Origin of the sequence: Hyphomicrobium sp. (genome assembly GCF_047600905.1) — a bacterium.
Lineage (GTDB): Bacteria > Pseudomonadota > Alphaproteobacteria > Rhizobiales > Hyphomicrobiaceae > Hyphomicrobium_B.
Genome location: NZ_JASGKD010000001.1, coordinates 2,055,034 through 2,071,165, shown reverse-complemented (window position 1 = coordinate 2,071,165; position 16,132 = coordinate 2,055,034). Strand labels below are relative to the sequence as shown.

At 58.5% G+C, this 16,132-nt stretch carries 16 protein-coding genes; 8 read left to right on the top strand and 8 right to left on the bottom strand.

Translation table 11 applies throughout. The annotated features are described in order from the left end of the window. Positions 1 to 50 precede the first annotated feature (50 nt). Positions 51 to 650 (top strand): glutathione S-transferase family protein, encoded by a 600-nt coding sequence (locus tag QM780_RS10040; protein ID WP_415070344.1) that lies wholly within the window; start codon positions 51 to 53, stop codon positions 648 to 650. 187 nt (positions 651 to 837) lie between these two features. Here the strand turns inward: QM780_RS10040 and QM780_RS10035 are convergent, their stop codons facing one another. The 4 genes from QM780_RS10035 to QM780_RS10020 all read right to left on the bottom strand — a co-directional run bounded on the left by QM780_RS10035 (position 838) and on the right by QM780_RS10020 (position 5,279). After that, a complete protein-coding gene (locus QM780_RS10035) occupies positions 838 to 1,335 on the bottom strand; it encodes a DUF4405 domain-containing protein (RefSeq protein WP_415070343.1) in 498 nt (165 codons plus the stop codon). Positions 1,336 to 1,349: 14 nt separating this feature from the next. Then, positions 1,350 to 2,051 carry an O-methyltransferase gene (locus QM780_RS10030; RefSeq protein WP_415070342.1) on the bottom strand — a complete coding sequence of 234 codons (702 nt, stop codon included), beginning with the start codon at positions 2,049 to 2,051 and terminating at the stop codon, positions 1,350 to 1,352. Next, positions 2,051 to 2,503 carry a PadR family transcriptional regulator gene (locus tag QM780_RS10025; RefSeq protein WP_415070341.1) on the bottom strand — a complete coding sequence of 151 codons (453 nt, stop codon included), beginning with the start codon at positions 2,501 to 2,503 and terminating at the stop codon, positions 2,051 to 2,053. The genes QM780_RS10030 and QM780_RS10025 overlap by 1 nt, the downstream gene beginning before the upstream one ends. Before the next feature lie 463 nt (positions 2,504 to 2,966). Beyond that, positions 2,967 to 5,279: a TonB-dependent siderophore receptor gene (locus QM780_RS10020; protein WP_415070340.1), complete on the bottom strand. Its 2,313-nt coding sequence runs from the start codon at positions 5,277 to 5,279 to the stop codon at positions 2,967 to 2,969. Between the two features lie 221 nt (positions 5,280 to 5,500). On the opposite strand from QM780_RS10020, the gene QM780_RS10015 reads away from it, so the two are divergent. Further along, entirely contained in the window at positions 5,501 to 6,070 is a 570-nt protein-coding gene (locus QM780_RS10015) for a hypothetical protein (protein ID WP_415070339.1), read from the top strand. Beyond that, positions 6,070 to 7,614 carry a PepSY-associated TM helix domain-containing protein gene (locus QM780_RS10010; RefSeq protein WP_415070338.1) on the top strand — a complete coding sequence of 515 codons (1,545 nt, stop codon included), beginning with the start codon at positions 6,070 to 6,072 and terminating at the stop codon, positions 7,612 to 7,614. Before QM780_RS10015 ends, QM780_RS10010 begins: the two co-directional genes overlap by 1 nt. Before the next feature lie 86 nt (positions 7,615 to 7,700). Here QM780_RS10010 and QM780_RS10005 read toward each other — a convergent pair whose 3' ends face one another. The 3 genes from QM780_RS10005 to QM780_RS09995 are packed head-to-tail and all read right to left on the bottom strand — an operon-like array spanning position 7,701 to position 10,631. Beyond that, positions 7,701 to 8,714: an NADP-dependent oxidoreductase gene (locus tag QM780_RS10005; RefSeq protein WP_415070337.1), complete on the bottom strand. Its 1,014-nt coding sequence runs from the start codon at positions 8,712 to 8,714 to the stop codon at positions 7,701 to 7,703. Positions 8,715 to 8,717: 3 nt separating this feature from the next. After that, a complete protein-coding gene (locus QM780_RS10000; RefSeq protein WP_415070336.1) occupies positions 8,718 to 9,554 on the bottom strand; it encodes an alpha/beta fold hydrolase in 837 nt (278 codons plus the stop codon). Positions 9,555 to 9,578: 24 nt separating this feature from the next. Continuing rightward, positions 9,579 to 10,631 carry an acetoacetate decarboxylase gene (locus tag QM780_RS09995; RefSeq protein ID WP_415070335.1) on the bottom strand — a complete coding sequence of 351 codons (1,053 nt, stop codon included), beginning with the start codon at positions 10,629 to 10,631 and terminating at the stop codon, positions 9,579 to 9,581. Here QM780_RS09995 and QM780_RS09990 point away from each other — a divergent pair. Continuing rightward, a complete protein-coding gene (locus QM780_RS09990) occupies positions 10,590 to 11,075 on the top strand; it encodes a MerR family transcriptional regulator (RefSeq protein ID WP_415070334.1) in 486 nt (161 codons plus the stop codon). The genes QM780_RS09995 and QM780_RS09990 overlap by 42 nt on opposite strands. On the opposite strand, the gene QM780_RS09985 is transcribed toward QM780_RS09990, so the two are convergent. Then, entirely contained in the window at positions 11,072 to 11,773 is a 702-nt protein-coding gene (locus tag QM780_RS09985; protein WP_415070333.1) for a type 1 glutamine amidotransferase domain-containing protein, read from the bottom strand. The two genes, QM780_RS09990 and QM780_RS09985, sit on opposite strands and share 4 nt — an antisense overlap. A gap of 2 nt (positions 11,774 to 11,775) precedes the next feature. On the opposite strand from QM780_RS09985, the gene QM780_RS09980 reads away from it, so the two are divergent. The 4 genes from QM780_RS09980 to QM780_RS09965 all read left to right on the top strand — a co-directional run bounded on the left by QM780_RS09980 (position 11,776) and on the right by QM780_RS09965 (position 16,008). After that, complete coding sequence (locus tag QM780_RS09980) at positions 11,776 to 12,171, top strand: hypothetical protein (protein ID WP_415070332.1); 396 nt, start codon at positions 11,776 to 11,778, stop codon at positions 12,169 to 12,171. Next, the gene (locus QM780_RS09975; RefSeq protein WP_415070331.1) at positions 12,171 to 12,509 is read left to right on the top strand and encodes a hypothetical protein; all 339 of its coding nucleotides are present in this window, start codon (positions 12,171 to 12,173) and stop codon (positions 12,507 to 12,509) included. The genes QM780_RS09980 and QM780_RS09975 overlap by 1 nt, the downstream gene beginning before the upstream one ends. Positions 12,510 to 12,742: 233 nt before the next feature. After that, positions 12,743 to 14,650 (top strand): Hsp70 family protein, encoded by a 1,908-nt coding sequence (locus QM780_RS09970; protein WP_415070330.1) that lies wholly within the window; start codon positions 12,743 to 12,745, stop codon positions 14,648 to 14,650. Further along, the gene (locus tag QM780_RS09965; RefSeq protein ID WP_415070329.1) at positions 14,647 to 16,008 is read left to right on the top strand and encodes a hypothetical protein; all 1,362 of its coding nucleotides are present in this window, start codon (positions 14,647 to 14,649) and stop codon (positions 16,006 to 16,008) included. Before QM780_RS09970 ends, QM780_RS09965 begins: the two co-directional genes overlap by 4 nt. Positions 16,009 to 16,132: the final 124 nt, after the last annotated feature.

The window sequence follows — 16,132 nt, the reverse complement described above, 5'->3', positions numbered from 1 at the left end:
ATATGCAAGCGGCTTGGCCGGCTGGCTGACAATGACCCAGGGCATCGTCTATGTCATTGACGCTCTACGATATGGACCTATCGGGCAACTGCTACAAAGTCCGCCTGCTGTCTGCGCTTCTCGGCGTTCCCCTAACTATCGTTCCCGTCGACCTCGCCGCAGGCGATCATCTCAGGCCGCCGATCATCGACTTGAACCCTTTCGGGGAATTGCCCGTTTTGCAGGACGGAGACGTCGTCCTGCGCGATAGCCAAGCCATACTTGTTTACATCGCACGCAAATGGGGTGGTGAGGCCTGGCTCCCCACCGATCCGGCCGGCTTGGCGCATGTTTGCGAATGGTTGATGGTTGCCGAAAACGAAATAGCACGCGGGCCGAATGATTGCCGTCTGTATGAGAAATTCGGCGACGCCGTCGATATAGATCTCGCGCGCGCCAAGACGGTACGCATCCTCGATCTCATGGAGAGCCGCCTTAGGATTTCCTCGTGGCTGGTACTGGAGCGTCCGACGGTCGCAGACGTTGCCTGCATGCCCTACGTCGCGCTTATCCATGAAGGCGGCTTGACGTTGAGGGGTCATCCGTCCGTCGCTGCCTGGGTCGATCGGGTGAAGGCGTTGCCGGGGTTCGCCGGAATGCCGGGCCTTTGAACCGGCTGCGATCTTCTCAACTGGTGCCTTGGCAACAATCCGGCTCGATCGATAACAACGTTACGTTGGGATTGAAACAGAACGAGGGAAAATGCGTTGGAGTTCGTTCGCGCTTTCACCCATGTCCGCTAGTGGGAAGCGCAACCCAATTGCATTTGAGTGGGATCCGAAGCCACTCGCGGCTTTGCTATCTTTCAAACAGCACCTTCATTGCTTTCGATTCCAGGTCTCGGTCACCACGCGTAACGCTGTCGATGCTGGCATTCTCCGTCGGCAGAGTGATCCCCGCATTCCGCAACTCACCTAAGATCTCCGCTGCGGGCCGGCCGGCGAGGATAGCGACATTTGAGATTGGCGCTCGACTGATGGCCTTCATCGCGAGCATCGGGGGTGGGCCGCCTTCGCCGCGAGAACCCGACAGCGAGAAAAACGACCCGGCAAGCACGATCACGAATGCCCCAATGACCGCGCGGGCGATCCCGCTCGAAAGAAAGTAGCGCGTGAACGGCTTCCAGTTGACCAAGACATGCAGGGCAACGCCCATAATGAAGGCCCATCCAAGCCATTCGTGCCCGAGCTTATTGAGGCCGCTGTCGAGACGGAAGAACATCAACACGCCCGTGATGCTCATGAAGGCGAAGGCCCCGATGGTGAATGGCGTTGCCCATTCGCGAAAAGTTTTCATTGAAGCCCCGTGTCTTAGGAGATTTTGACGGCCAGTTCCGTGCCGCGCTTGATTGGCAGCGTCATTGATATGAATCCATTCGCGGGATCGCGAATGAACTCGAGGAAGTCCGGCTCAGCATTGTCATTGATGACATAGCCACCGACCCGCAGCTGCGGAGCGACGATTTCGATGACCTCGCGGGCGAGCGACGGACCGCTTGGTGCGGGCCAGCCGTCAATCAGGACAAAATCCGCCAGACCACCGATGTCGTGAAGTGTCTGCCGCGCGTCTCCGACGCGGATATCGACGAACTTCTTGAGACCAGCAGCATCCAAATTGCGGTATGCGGTTTCGGCTTTTGCTGCAACGAGCTCGGAGCCGATAACCTCGCCACCGCCGTTGTCACGCATCGCAGCGGCGAAATAGATCGCCGACATGCCGACCGATGTTGCAAAATCCACGACGCGTCGCGCACTCATCTGTCGGCAGAGCAAATAGATGAGATCGCCCTGGTCGGGATGGATGGAAAAGCCGTAATCGGCAAAATCTTCCGCCTTGTATCCCTGTTGCCGGTTTGACTCGACGCGCTGAGGAAAACGCCGGTTGCCGTTCATCGTCTCGATGACGGCCCGGACTTTGGGATCGCGGATTGGACCAAAGGGGTTAAGGGAAGGCGATGGCCGCCGGTCACGCAAGCGCTCGGGTTGGCTGTTCAACGGGGACTGGTCATTCATCAGGTACGCTCCACGGCCTGCGCCGCCGCATCGAGCGCGGTTGCAATGGCTTCGGCTGCTGTCTGATCGATCGCGCCGCGCTTCATCCGAAGTCGCATCGCTAGCTTCAGATTCTCCATCGCGCGAATGACTGGAGCGGGAGCCGAGAATGGACCCTCGGATGCGGCTTCGCCTGCGCGAACTCCAAGTTCATCAATCGCAGCGCGGTTCGCCGTGAGAAACGCTTTGCCTTCCGGCGTGATGCGGTAGCGCTTGCGACCGCCGTCTTCTGCTTCGACATTGGCGTAGCCCATGTCATCGAGCCAGGAGAGCGTCGGGTAGACGACACCCGGGCTTGGGCTATAGCTGCCGCCAAACTGCTCTTCGATCGCCTTGATGAGTTCGTAACCGTGGCTTGGCTGCTTGGCGATGCTCGAAAGCAGCAAGAGCCGAAGCTCGCCGTAATCCAGCATGCGGCCGCCGTGTCGACCGCCGCGATGGCGGTGGTGCCGGCCGTGCTCATGATGGTGGTGGTGTGGGTGATCGCTCGATCGATTGTCGGGGGATCCGAAATGACGGCCTCTGCCGTCTCTGTGCTTGTCTTTCATGCCGTGTGATATAAATTTAGATATATCGAATTTCAAGATGTATCGAGATTTATTTCTACTTACGTTGCTTAGGTGTTTGAAACTGCATACGATTTACCGCGCCCTCTCTATGGGCGGCGGCGACTGCTTGCCGAAGATCCGCGCTGTCGCGTCATCGCCGAGGCTGAGGTCGATGCTGGTACGCCACTTAGGGAGCTGGTAGCCGTAGAGCCCGCGCACGCGCGCGATTTCGGTGTCGACGGGCAGCGCCAGGACGTGGGCGAAGAAGGTTCTGCGGCGCAGGTCGCGCGTCAGCTCAAGCGCAAGCCAAACGGGTTGGCTGCTGTATTCACCACTGATATTTCAGCGTCGTCAGGATCGTGCGGCCGTTGCCGTAGACGCAGGTGACCTCGTTCGAGCACTGGGAAACGTAGGTCTTGTCGGCGACATTGAGCACGTTGAGTTTAATTGACATGCCGTCGAGGTGCGGAGACAACTTCGAGAAATCGTACTGCGCCGCGGCGTCGAAAAGCGTGTAGTCGGGCACGATAAGGCTGTTGTCTTGGATACCCGCCGTGTCCCCCACATAGCGCACACCGCCGCCGAGGCCGAAGCCGTTGAATACGCCGTCGTGGAATGTGTAGAAGCCCCAAAGCGCCGCCGTTTGTGTCGGAACGTTGAGAGGCCGCTTGCCGATCAGTGTGGTATCGGCGTCCTTCGTGATAGCGACGTCGTCGTAAGTATATGAGCCGATGACGTCGAAATTATCCGTAACACTCACCTTGCCTTCGGCCTCGACGCCGCGAGATCGGATTTCGCCTGTCAACATGCTGAATCCAGCATGGTCGGGATCAGCTTGCGCGATGTTCTGCTGAGTAAGATTGTAAGCGGAAAGCGTGTAGAGTGCGCGATATCCGACCGGCTGATATTTTATGCCGACCTCATATTGCTCTCCCGTCGTCGGGGCAAGCGCGCCACCGCCAAATTGCGTTCCAAGGTTCGGTTGGAACGACGTTGCGTAGCTCACATAGGGTGCCAGCTCGTCGGTGAGCAGGTAGGTGATGCCGAACCGTTCCGTCGTGGCTTGCGCGGATTGGTCGGCTTTCGATCCACCAAGAAGATCATCCGTGGCCGTATCCGAAAAGTCCTGGCGGCCGCCGAGCGTCAGGATCAAGCGGTCCCACTTGATCTGGTCCTGAATGTAAAGGCCGGTCTGGTTCAGAACCTGGTTCGTATCGCTCGTGATCCCCAGGGGGATGATGAAGGAGCCCGAATAATCCGGATTGAAAATATCGATCGGATTTCCGAGCGATTGATCGACGTAAGCCTTTTCCTGCGTGCGTTGATAGTCGACGCCAAAAAGCATCTTGTGGGCGAAAGGACCGGTCCAGAACTTCGCCTCGGCGTTCGTGTCGATGGCAAAATCATTCTGATCGGAAGTCTGAGTCACGACATAGCGGCCAAGCATCGTGCCGTCCAAGCCGCCAAAGGGGGGCGGCACAACGTCGGCTGAAAGCGGCAAGAATTGATCGACATCTCCGTTGACGTGCATGTAGCGGAGGTTCTGCTTGACGGTCCACGTGTCGTCGATATGGCTTTCGAAAGCGTAGCCCACCGACTGCTGGTCGCGCGTATTTTTGTTGTAGTCGGGCTGCCCGAGAAACGTGCTTCGCGAGATCCGGCCAATCGAGGTATCGACGGAGCCGTCATACGGGATCTGGCTGTAAAGACCGACGTGCGGATCGTGCTGAATATTTGAAAGGAACGTCAGTGTCGTTCCGTCATTGGGCCGCCACGTCAAAGCGGGCGCGATCTCGTAACGTTCCTGCGAGTTGAAGTCGACCTGTGAATCAAAATCGCGGGCGACGCCGCTCAGCCGATAGAGCCAATGTTTGTCAGCGTCGAGCGCGCCGCTGAAGTCGAACGCCGCCTCGACGTGATCGAAATTGCCAAACGTAAACTCTACCTCGTGATAGGGCTCATCCAGAGGCCGCTTGCTGATCGCGTCGATGATGCCGCCCGGCGATGAGGCACCGTAGAGCATCGACGCCGGGCCATGAAGAACTTCCAGCCTCTCCAGGCTGTCAAGCTCAAGCTGGGGAGCCGTGTAATTCGCTCCGCTTGGATATTTGAGGCCGTCGACGAAGCGATCGAGAATGAAGCCGCGCGAATAGACGAGATCGTAACCGGTGAAAGCTTGACGTGAGTTTGCCGCAATACCTGCTGTGTAGTTCAGCGCCTGCGCGACTGTCTGTGCGCCCTGTTGGTCCATCTGCGCGCGCGTGACGACAGACACGGACTGCGGCGTTTCGAGAAGCGGCGTGTCGGTCTTGGTCGCGGTACCGCTAACCTTGGCGACAATTCCTTTTACGGGGCTTGTCGCCGTTTCTTGCTGCGGAGATTTGGGCCCGGTGTCTGTTTCGGTAGGCGCCTGTTTCGTAGACTTAGATGAGGCCGTTTTTTGCCGGATTCCCTTAGCGGTTTTCCTCTTTGACGTAACTTTCGGCGATTGTGGCGGGGGGCTTTGCTGAACGACAACAGGGGGAAGTGTTTGGCCCTCCGGCGATTGGGAGGGGGTAGCGGATTGGGCAGTCGCTTGATTGACCAGGGGAGCGAAGAGGCAAAACGCCACGAGGAGAGCGGCCACACCCGTCGACCGCATTATAAGAGATACTATATAGTATCTCGGTCCACGATATCCTTTTCGCGCTGGCACTTTTGCATATTCCTTACTATTTTCGTATTCTTTATCCAAGCAACATATTTCCCAGGCAGTCGCAAGGGTTCCGCGGACGCGTCTCATCTTTGATCGAGCAAGACGTTGCAAAGCCGCTACAACGACGACCTGGGGTACTCGGCTGCTCCGGCGTTGTGGAGATCAACTTGGACTTTGTTCCCGGGCTTGGAGCATCCCTGCTGGTCGCGATCGGCGTATGGCTACTGCGCCCCGAGCGCGGGCGACCTCCGACCACGCAAGATCTTCCCACACTCCCGTTCGCATGGGTCGCGATCGTCGCGGGCGCCGCGATCTTTGCCGCGAGTTATGGCGCGGCTCGCGGCCTTCTTTACTCCCTTCTGACGTTCTCGCTTGCCGGTTATGTCGCCGTCGGGTCCAGGATCACCCTGCGGCAGGCGCCGCCACGGAACGTCGCGCCACCGGCGGCGGAACCGGAAGATCGCCCCACAAACTGGCGGCGGGCGGGTGCGAAGGCGTTGCTTTCGATCGTTATCGCCGGTGTTGCGGCGTTTGGATTGGGTGAGGCTTTTGCCATTGCCGTGCCATTGGCTCCGCCGGATCGGCTCGTCCTCGGCGGCTTGCTCGTTCCTGTTCTTTGGGGCGCAGGAATGGCCTGGACTTTAGCTGATCGAAAGCTGCTGCGAGCGGCCGTGGCACTGAGTGTCATCGCCTTCATCAGCTACGCCATCGCTTTCGCGCCGAGGGCATTGGACTGATGGATCATATCGTAGGCCGGCTCAAGAAGCCCGCTAATCGAAGATGGAAATCTTTTTTGTCTCCGCGCTTCGTCGAGGCCATGCTCGCGGGGCACTCGGCGCTCGGCCTCGCCTTCGCGGCGCTCATCTATATCGTCTGTCTCACCGGCACGATGTCCGTCTTCAAGCACGAGATCGAACGTTGGGAGCAGCCCAACGCGCCTCTCGTCGGCGCCTCGCTAACACCGCAGCCCATTCAGGAGGCTGTCTGGAATGGTTACGGGCAAGCGCTCATCGATAACGCGGCACAGCAGCTCTCCCTCATCGCACCTAGTCCTCTCAATCCGAGGTTCGTGGTGAGCTATTTCGATTCGAGTACCGGAAACGAAGGCGCCTGGATCGTTGATGCGAACGGACATTTCGTGACAAGGCAGCGCGCGCCTTTTGCCGAGTTCGTGGAAGGTCTGCACACGAGCTTGCACCTACCGCAGGGATTGGGCGGCTTCATTGTCGGATTGACCGGGGTCGCGCTTCTTTCGTCCTTGATTTCGGGGCTCCTCTCACATCCGAGAATGTTCAAGGATGCCTTTCAGCTTCGATGGGGCGGATCGGAGCGGCTTCAGTATGCCGACCTTCATAATCGGCTCGCGGTGTGGGGACTGCCGTTCCACGTTCTCGTTTCCACCACCGGCGCTCTTCTCGCATTGTCGACGTTGATTATTGGCGTTCTGGCCGCGGCCGCGTACCAGGGGAAACCGGAGCAAGCCTATGCCGTCATCCTCGGCCCTCACGCGCGGGTGACGAACAAATCAGGTCCCGTTCCTGACATTCCCGCGATGATCGATTCCGTGCGGAGGGATAACCCGGGTGCCGTCTTCGTCAGCGCCCAGATCGAACGGCCGGGAACTTCCGGCGAGGTTATTCGGGTCAGAATGCGGACGCCCCACCATCTCGCATTCGGAAACACGTTCTTTTTCGATGGTTTCGGCAAATCTCTGGGCGATGCCGGGCTCGAAACGGGCAGCGTCGGGCAGCAGATCCTCGGGGCACTTCAGCCTGCCCACTACGGGTGGTTCGGTGGGTTAGGGACGAAAGTCGTCTACGGACTGTTGGGCTTCGCGCTCGTGATCGTGACTCAAAGCGGGGTTGCTGTCTGGCTCGCACGCCGCCGTGCCAAGGGCCGGCCGAGCCTGCTGGCAGAGCGGCTGTGGCCGACCATCATCTGGAGCCAACCGTTCGCGTTTGCGCTCGTCGCGCTTCAATCCTTGCGCATCGATGATGAAACCTTGCCTGCCACTTACATCGCCGCACTGGCCTTAAGCACAACGGTGATGCTCGCTTCTGAAAATCGCGAGATTTGTTCGGATCGTCTAAGACTGCTTACAGGATTGGTATTGGCAATTCTTGTCTTCGTCCACGCTTGGATTTGGTGGCGCAGATTGTCTGATCCAATCGCTCTATCCGTCAGCGTCGTATTGTTAGGTATCGCGGCAGTGATCACAACGTCGTCGATCTATTCTACATTCAAACGCGTCACGCTTCCAAAAATTCTGCGCGAAAAATAGCGCCGAGCTTCGGCATCAATCACGTCTGCTTTGGGCCATAAGCCGACAATCTAGGTTGCAGTTTGTCGGTCGTTCCTCCCGCTGTATCAGAACGGATTAGGGCCCTTCAGCACAATCTTTCCCCTGGCCCGGCCACTCTCGAGGCGCGCGAATGCATCTTTTAAGTTCTCAAAAGAAAAGACCTGGTCGATGACCGGCTTGATGGACCCCTGATCCACGAGCTGGGCAACCTCGGCGAGTTGCGCACCATTGGATTCCGTCAGGAAGCGATAATAGTGCACGCCCGTCGCGCGACTGGCGGCGAAGACCCGCCATGACAGGAAGGGGATGACGGTGCGAACGAGCAAACTTGCGCCGATCTGGTCGGCAAAGTCTCGGTCTGGCGGCCCGGCAATCGACACCACCGATCCCCCGCGCCTCGTCACCTTGAAGGCATCGAGCGTGTACCGGCCGCCAAGCGTATCGAAGACGATGTCGTAGGCGCCGGGCTCGGAAAGGTAATCCTGCTTATCGTACGCAATGACCACGTCGGCGCCGAGCGCGCGCACGAAGTCGGCGTTGCGGCTGCTCGTCGTCGTGGTCACATGAAGCCCCTTGGCTTTCGCGAACTGGATTGCGAATGACCCCACCCCGCCCGACCCCGCGTGGATGAGTATGCGCTGACCGGCGCGGGCGTGGGCGCGGTCGATCAACCCTTGCACGGTGGTCAAGGCAACGAGGGGGAGCGACGCGGCCTCCTGATAGGAAAGCTTTGCAGGCTTTAACGCAAAGAACGACTGCGGCAGCGCAATGCGCTCGGCAAAGGTGCCGATGGTATTGCGCGACGCGCGGACGAAGACCGCGTCGCCAGGCTTCAAGGCGCGAACGTTCTTGCCCACCGCGCGCACGGTGCCGCTGGCATCGAAGCCGATCGTTTGCGGAAATTCGTACCTTTCGACACGCTTCATGTCGCCTTCGATGATTTTGAGATCGATCGGATTGAGCGCTGAGCCCGCGATCTCGCACAACACATCATCGGGTTCCACGACGGGCTCTGGTCTCTCGACCAGCCGGACGACGTCGGCCACCTTCCCGTATCCCGTCATGACATAGGCACGCATCTTCTAGCCCCGAATGAACGCGAGAAGATCGGCGTTGATCACGTCGGCGTTGGTGGTGGGCATGCCGTGGGGGAAGCCCGCGTAAATCTTGAGCTGGCTGTTTTTGAGCAGCTTGTCCTGCAGCAATGCGGCGTTCTTGTAGGGCACGACCTGATCGTCGTCACCTTGCATGACGAGGGTGGGCACCGTGATCGCCTTCAAGTCCTCGGTCTGGTCGGTTTCTGAAAACGCATTGATGCCTTCGTACTGCGCCTTCGCGCTGCCCATCATGCCCTGCCGCCACCAATTCCAGATGATCCCGTCCGAAGGTTTCGCGCCGGGGCGGTTGTACCCATAGAACGGACCGGCTGGGACATCGAGGTAGAATTGCGCGCAGTTGGCGGCCAGTGCCGCGCGGAAGCCGTCGAACACGTCGATCGGCGTGCCGCCCGGATTATTTTCGGTCTTGACCATCAGCGACGGCACCGAGCTGATAAGGACGGCTTTGGCGACGCGGCCTTGCGGTTGGCCATGTTGGGCGACATAGCGCGCCACTTGGCCACCACCGGTCGAATGGCCGATATGAATGGCGTTCGTCAGGTTGAGATGCTCGACCACTGCCGCCGCGTCGGCCGCGTAGTGGTCCATGTCGTGGCCATCACTGACTTGACTGGACCGGCCGTGGCCGCGCCGGTCGTGCGCGATGACGCGGAACCCTTGCGAAAGAAAGAACAGCATCTGCGTGTCCCAGTCATCGGCGCTGAGGGGCCAGCCGTGATGGAAATGCAGCGGTTGCGCGTATGTCGGCCCCCAGTCCTTGTAGAAGATGTTGACGCCATCGGGCGTGGTGACGAAGCTCATTGTGGGATCTCCCTTGTCGTGGGGTTAGCAGAGCGCAAGGGCTTTCAAAGGCACCGACATGTTGAGGATGATCTGCCCGTCCTTGATCACGTCCATCCGCAGGATCGCGGAAACGCCGAGGCCGTCGAGCAACTGGCTGATCGGTCCACCACTGCGCGTCAACTTAACGTCGCGTGGAAACAAGCGCTCGCCGAACGTCAGCACGTTGGATTGGACAAGAGTTTGGTTCCAGGTGCCGTCGATGCGGTTGACCAGGATGTTGGTTGCCATGTGCGACTGCGATGCGACGGTGCGCAGCTTCGGAACCGGTGCTTTTAGCGAAAGATCCGGCTTGCCGTCGGTCGTGTCGATCCGCGCTGTTGCGGTTTCGCCGAGGCTGAGGTCGATGCTAGTACGCCACTTAGGGAGCTGGTAGCCGTAGAGTCCGCGCACGCGCGCGATTTCGGTGTCGACGGGCAACGCCAGGACGTGGGCGAAGAAGGTTCTGCGGCGCAGGTCGCGCATCAGCTCCAGCGAGTGGGGGCCGCGTGCGCTAGGTTCGCGGATCACGACGGCGACGGAAACTTCCTTGTAGGGGTCGTTGTCGCAGGCCCAGTAGGAAAAGAACGTGAGCGCCACCAATCCGTGGCCAGGGAATGCCCGCAACGGTTCCAGCGGCAACGGAAGCATCGGCGCCAGCCGGTTAAAAGGTGCCAGGAAGAGAAGCTGGATACTGCTGCTGCGGTAGTAAAAGTTCGGTGCCCATGTCGGACCGACGCGCGAGGTCACAAGCTGCTTCGCGATGCGCCGAAACCAGTCGATATTGCCGGCGGCAGGGTCGCGCGCCACCTCATCGAGATCGGGGTTCGAGCGAAACCGGTCATAGTATCCGCCCGCTGGCACCTCGACTTTGTGGCCGCCGAACTCAACTTCCGTGAAGCCTATTGCCATCCTCCGCGCCTCGTCGCTGCATTTGACGTCTTTTGCGGCAGACCCTAAGCTTGAACCTAACTTGAGGGTCAACCCGTCTCGCCAACGAACTGGAGGGTCACAGAGGTGAATATCGGCGAACTGGCCAAGCGCAGCGGCGTCAGCCATTCCAGAATCCGCTTCTACGAGAAGATCGGGCTTTTGAAGACGGCCGACCGACGCCCGAACGGCTATCGGACCTATTCTGGCGATGCGGTGGTGATGCTCGACCTGATCGCGACCGCTCAGAACGCGGGCTTTAGCCTCGATGAGATCCGCGCCCTGGTGCCCCCAGACTTCGCCAACTGGAAGCACGGCAAGCTTGTCGCCACGCTGCGCGCCAAAATCGCCGATGTCGAAGCATTGCAAACCAAGCTCGCGCAGAGCAAGAAAAGCCTCATCAAACTGCTCGATGAGATAGAGGCGAAGCCCGCCGGCATGGACTGCGCGACGAACGCGCGGCGTGTCCTAAGGCAACTACAGCAGGGACAGATCGAGAAGCCAAAATTAAGAGCGCGCGACGTGCGGCTGCTCGGCGACACCCGGCAACGCCGCACGCCCAAGCCGAATTAGAAGGGGTGAACTCGGCCAAGGGCGGACACGATCTTCTCGGCCGTTGCTTTGGCGGAAAATGGATTCTGTCCGCTAATAAGCCGTCCGTCAGCAACGACGTTTGAGACGAACGGCAAAAGCGCCTTTTCATAGAGCGCGCCGCGCTTCTTCATCTCCGCTTCGGCGTTGTACGGCATGTACCTCGCGACGCCGGCCAATACCTCTTCCGCCCACGAGAAGCCGGTGATGCGTTTACCTTTGACCAATAGCGTCCCATCGGAGAGGCGCGTGTTCAATAGCCCGCAGTAGCCGTGACAGACCGCCGAGACGATTCCGCCGCGCTCCCATATCTCGCGCGTAATCCTCTGCAGCCCTTCGCTGTCGGGAAAATCCCACATCACGGCATGACCGCCGGTGAAGTAGATGACGTCGTAATCGGCGGGGTTGATGTCTGCGGGCCGCGCCGTGGATTGAAGGAGCGCCATGCGGCTCTTGTCGTTGAGCCACGCTCGGGCGGATGCATCGAGGAGGGGCCATTTGAGCGCGCGCGGTTCCAGCGGAGAAACGCCGCCCTTCGGGCTCACGATCCTCTGATCAAAGCCCTTCGCCTCGAACACATGGTAGGCATGCGTCAGTTCCGACAGCCAGAGCCCCGTCGGGTGGTTGGGATCGTCGTAGTGGGCGACGTTGCTGACGACATGGAGAATGCGGGGGCTCATTATTGCTTTCCTGGACCAAGATGCGCGAGCTGCGGCTCGGTCCTTGCGTTCCGCACCATAACTTTAAACCGAAGTTTAGGGTCAAGTATGTGCGCATCAAGCACCGTGCGGTGGCTTGGAGCACCTATGGCGTGATGGCGCGATGCCTCGCAGGGGATGTTGCTGCCGGAGTTTTTTACGGCATCATTCTTGAGAGATCGTATAGTCAGGCTTCGTTCAACTTGATCATGCCAGAAGCGCCCATTGTTTGGAGCCAACCTGTGAACTACGCTTTCTTCGCTGTCTTGCGCGCCCTGCCGCAAATCGCGGCCACCGCGCTTCTTCCCGTGCTGGGTATCATCGCCGTGCGCGCACTCATCGAGCAGAGGCGGCCTCGCACGCCGGCGGGACTCGGCTGATGGTCGCGCTTGGCGCGGGGGTTGTCCGCCACGTGATCGCCCTCAAGGCCCGCGAGGTGCCTTCGCTGCTTTGCGGCGCAGACGAAATCGTCCGGCATTTCGCGGAAGAGTTCAGCGTGAGGGACGTCGCGTGCAGCTATCGGGACGGGGAGTTCCGCCTGAGGTGCGAAGCCGCGGAGGGCTGCGATTGGATGCGCCTCAAGGATGAACTTACTCTGCTGTTGTCGGGCGAAAGGCGCCGTGCCGCTGTTTCGCTGGTCAGCGTGGTGGCGGTGCTGAGATTGAAGGGCAACGGCAAAGGCCCGACCGGGGCGCGCCAGGTGACGAGTAAAGAATGATGGGCAGCTGAAGAGGTGGGTCAGCCTCCGCGAGATCACGCATGTGATTGGTGCGTCCAGTCGGCTGACCATGCAGTTGTCCGCCTAACTATCCGGCATTCAGACCGACGACCGTCCGTGGGCTCTTACGAACTTTCTGCGCTCACAGTGACGAGAAGCTCATCCAGCTGGCTTCATGCGGTTATCTTCTTCCCAGCGATCGGCGAACGAGGCATATCAAGCTGCTGCCAAGCTTGCATTGCCTTGACCGCTATCAGCAGCCAGAAGGGCGGCGAAGCGAGGGGTTCGCCAAAAACCTGCGTGGCCAAACGGCCCTTATTGGATTTCTGTGTGATCCAAAAAGAACACTCGGCCAAGGCTCGACATCGACGAGGTTGTCACCGTCCATCTGCCCGTTAAAACCAGGCGCAGCAGGGTACAACTCGGCGGATCCCATGACTAGCTGCGGTATTGATCTTGGCACGACAAACTCTCTGATCAGCGTGCTCATCGACGGTGTTCCCACGCTCGTTCCCAACGCACTTGGTAAAGTTTTGACGCCATCCGCCGTGGGTGTTTCTGACGACGGCAAAATTATCGTCGGCCAAGCTGCGAAGGAACGGTTGATCACACACCCTGCTGATACGACCGCGTCGTTCAAGAGGTACATGGGGTCATCGCATGCGACCTCCTTGGGACGTTTCAGCTTTCGTCCGGAGGAACTTTCCGCCTTCGTACTGCGCGCGCTTAAGGCCGATGCCGACGCCTTTCTGGGGGGGGCGATTGAGCATGCAGTCATTTCGGTCCCGGCCTATTTCAATGACCATCAACGTAAAGCGACGATCGATGCCGGACGTTTGGCGGGACTTAAGGTCGATCGCCTTGTGAATGAGCCGACAGCGGCAGCTCTTGCCTACGGCTTCGGTGACGTGCCGGAAGGCAAATACCTCGTCTTTGACCTTGGCGGCGGCACGTTCGATGTGTCGATCCTCGACAAATACGAGGGGGTAATTGAGATCCGCGCCACCACTGGAGACACGAGGCTCGGTGGCGAAGACTTCACAAACATCGTGGAGATGATGATTGCGACGGAGAACAAGCTCGACATCAAGGTGCTTACGCGCGAAGAACGGGCGCGCTTAACCCGGGTCTCGGAGACCTTGAAGGTCAATCTATCAACGTCCCACACCGCTTCCTATTCGCTTCAGCTTAATCAAGCGCTTATCGAGGGTGAGATCGCGCGTGCAAGCTATGAACAGGAATGCATGAGTTTGTTGCGAAGGCTGAGAGGCCCGACCGAACGCGCTCTAGTCGATGCCAAAATGGTTCCATCGGAATTCGATGCGGTTGTGCTGGTGGGGGGTGCAACGCGTAGCCCGATGGTGCGCTCGCTAGTCGGTCGGCTTTTTCAAAAATTGCCGCTCGTCAATATCGATCCCGATACCACGGTCGCCTTGGGGGCGGCAACCCAAGCGGGGCTCGTCGGACGCGATGCCGGCCTGCGCGACGTCGTCATGACCGATGTCAGTCCCTACACGCTTGGCATCGCCTTGTTGGATTGGAACACGACAAAGAATATCGGAGAGCGAAGCAAGTACGTCTCACCCGTCATTCACCGTAATGCAATCGTTCCGATCTCTCGATCGATCGTCATTTGTACCGCTGTGGACAACCAAACCTACGTCGAAGTCGAAGTCTACCAAGGCGAGAACTTGCGGCCCGAAAGCAATGTCTTTCTCGGTTCCTTCAAGGTGGCTGTTCCGCCGAAACCAAAAGGGCAGGAAAGCATCGCCGTCCGTTTCACCTACGACATCAACGGCGCGCTTGAAGTCGAGGCAACCGTCGTCTCGACAAAAGCGATCATCTCCAAAGTATTCCGCAATGCTTCGGGATTATCCGAGGAAGAATTGATCGCACGTTTCAAGTCGCTATCGACCATGAAGCTGCTGCCGCGTGATGAGCAGGAAAACAAGACGCTCCTGGCGCGAGCGGAGCGACTGTATGCCGAACAGAACGGTACCAATCGCGAAATACTGCGAACCCTGATCGCGAACTTCGAAAAAGCGATCGACGATCAAACGCAGCGAGAGTTCCGAAAAGTGCGCGATTGGTTTTCGGCGCAGCTCGATGCTTTTGAAACATCGCCATTCTGGGATTCATGAGCGCTATGGCTCGATACCCATGGTCGGTGTTAGGTTTGGAGGGGCCCGCAAGCGAGGCGGAAATCAAGAGCGCCTACGCGCGCAAGTTAAAAAATGTTCGGCCAGACGCGGATCAAGCCGCATTTCAAAAGCTCGTTGAGGCGCGGTCGGCCGCATTGGAAATCTTGCGGGTGAAGAAAGACACAGCCCAATCAGACATCGATTTTCATCCGCAACGGCTTGTGCAGGAAGACAACGCTGATGTCAGATCCAAAGAGGTGCCAATACGTCTTCCGGCCTTAGACCGCGAGGGGTTCTCTTCAAAGGTAGACGCACCCACGCAGCCAAACATTTCGAACATTGTGGTCGAGTGCCGCGCGTGCCTGTCCGCTGCGAGGGAAGAAATCGATGCAAAGAAGATTGACGCCTTATTGCTCGCTTTGGCCAATGCGCCTGCTTCAACCCGCGCTTACTTGGAGCAGGAAATACTGCAAGGCGCAGCAAAGCTGCCGTTCGTCCAGCAGGTCATGCAAGCACCGATGTCGAAGTGGCGACGAATCGCCCTCTGGCTCGGGTTCGTGACGATAGAGAGAGCTCATGATCTGCCGCGCGAGCGCCTGCTGCTGGCATTGGACGAAGAGTTCGGGTGGACACATAGTGACCGCAGAGTCTTTCAAGCCGTCGGCCGAGAAGATGCGCTGCGCCTTCTTGGATGTCTGCAAGCCTTGCGACGCGAAAAACTTGCCGAATTTGACGGTGTGCAATCGAGATGGGATGCAGATGGACTTCCCATTTTGGATGCCGAGGACATGCGTGCATACTTCGGAAGAAGCTATGAGTTCTACGCAAAGATCTATGGTCGCTTTATTCTGGAAAAAAAGCATAGACCGACCTGGAGACCTTTGATCCTTTTAATATGTCCCGTTTGGGCACTTGCCGCGAAACAGTTCAAGGTCCTTGCTGCGTGGCTCATCGCCCTCATCTTCATAATAGAAACGACAAATGCCAGGGACCAATATCTAAGTAGCTATCGAACGGCGTTGGGGACCACGAGTTCCGAATACTATGCGCTGCGCGATCAACTCATAGCATGGACGCCGCTCCTGCTAATTCCGATCGTCGCGGTTCATATATACTCTGCGCGCAACAAGGATTTTCTCGAGCTCAAACGTGTCGCAAGCCTTTCGAGCCTCGCCGATCGAAAGAGACTGTTCGCTCCAGCAGCTCGGACAAATTTCATCAAGCGACGTGCGCCGTTCTTTGCAATGTCGCTTACGCTTCTCGATGGCAGAGGAATATTTAAAAGTTGGTGGTTCTGGTTGTTGTTTCTCAACTTAGCCTTTCACATCGTTCAAGCCACGCTCTCGGATCATCGCTAAAGAGCGGTACGCGTGGAAAAATACGAAGGCTTGCACGGCATGCCGGTTCCAGTGCGGACTGAAGTGGTGTCCGATTTCTCTGCACAGCTGGGATTCGGTTCGCGGCAACTAGGCGATCGCCAAG

Bases quoted from the DNA above. Each gene is read 5' to 3' on its own strand.
- QM780_RS10040 (WP_415070344.1), top strand. From the start codon at position 51: ATGTCATTGACGCTCTACGATATGGACCTATCGGGCAACTGCTACAAA.
- QM780_RS10035 (WP_415070343.1), bottom strand. From the start codon at position 1,335: ATGAAAACTTTTCGCGAATGGGCAACGCCATTCACCATCGGGGCCTTC.
- QM780_RS10030 (WP_415070342.1), bottom strand. From the start codon at position 2,051: ATGAATGACCAGTCCCCGTTGAACAGCCAACCCGAGCGCTTGCGTGAC.
- QM780_RS10025 (WP_415070341.1), bottom strand. From the start codon at position 2,503: ATGCTGGATTACGGCGAGCTTCGGCTCTTGCTGCTTTCGAGCATCGCC.
- QM780_RS10020 (WP_415070340.1), bottom strand. From the start codon at position 5,279: ATGCGGTCGACGGGTGTGGCCGCTCTCCTCGTGGCGTTTTGCCTCTTC.
- QM780_RS10010 (WP_415070338.1), top strand. From the start codon at position 6,070: ATGGATCATATCGTAGGCCGGCTCAAGAAGCCCGCTAATCGAAGATGG.
- QM780_RS10005 (WP_415070337.1), bottom strand. From the start codon at position 8,714: ATGCGTGCCTATGTCATGACGGGATACGGGAAGGTGGCCGACGTCGTC.
- QM780_RS10000 (WP_415070336.1), bottom strand. From the start codon at position 9,554: ATGAGCTTCGTCACCACGCCCGATGGCGTCAACATCTTCTACAAGGAC.
- QM780_RS09995 (WP_415070335.1), bottom strand. From the start codon at position 10,631: ATGGCTGACGCCGCTGCGCTTGGCCAGTTCGCCGATATTCACCTCTGT.
- QM780_RS09985 (WP_415070333.1), bottom strand. From the start codon at position 11,773: ATGAGCCCCCGCATTCTCCATGTCGTCAGCAACGTCGCCCACTACGAC.
- QM780_RS09975 (WP_415070331.1), top strand. From the start codon at position 12,171: ATGGTCGCGCTTGGCGCGGGGGTTGTCCGCCACGTGATCGCCCTCAAG.
- QM780_RS09965 (WP_415070329.1), top strand. From the start codon at position 14,647: ATGAGCGCTATGGCTCGATACCCATGGTCGGTGTTAGGTTTGGAGGGG.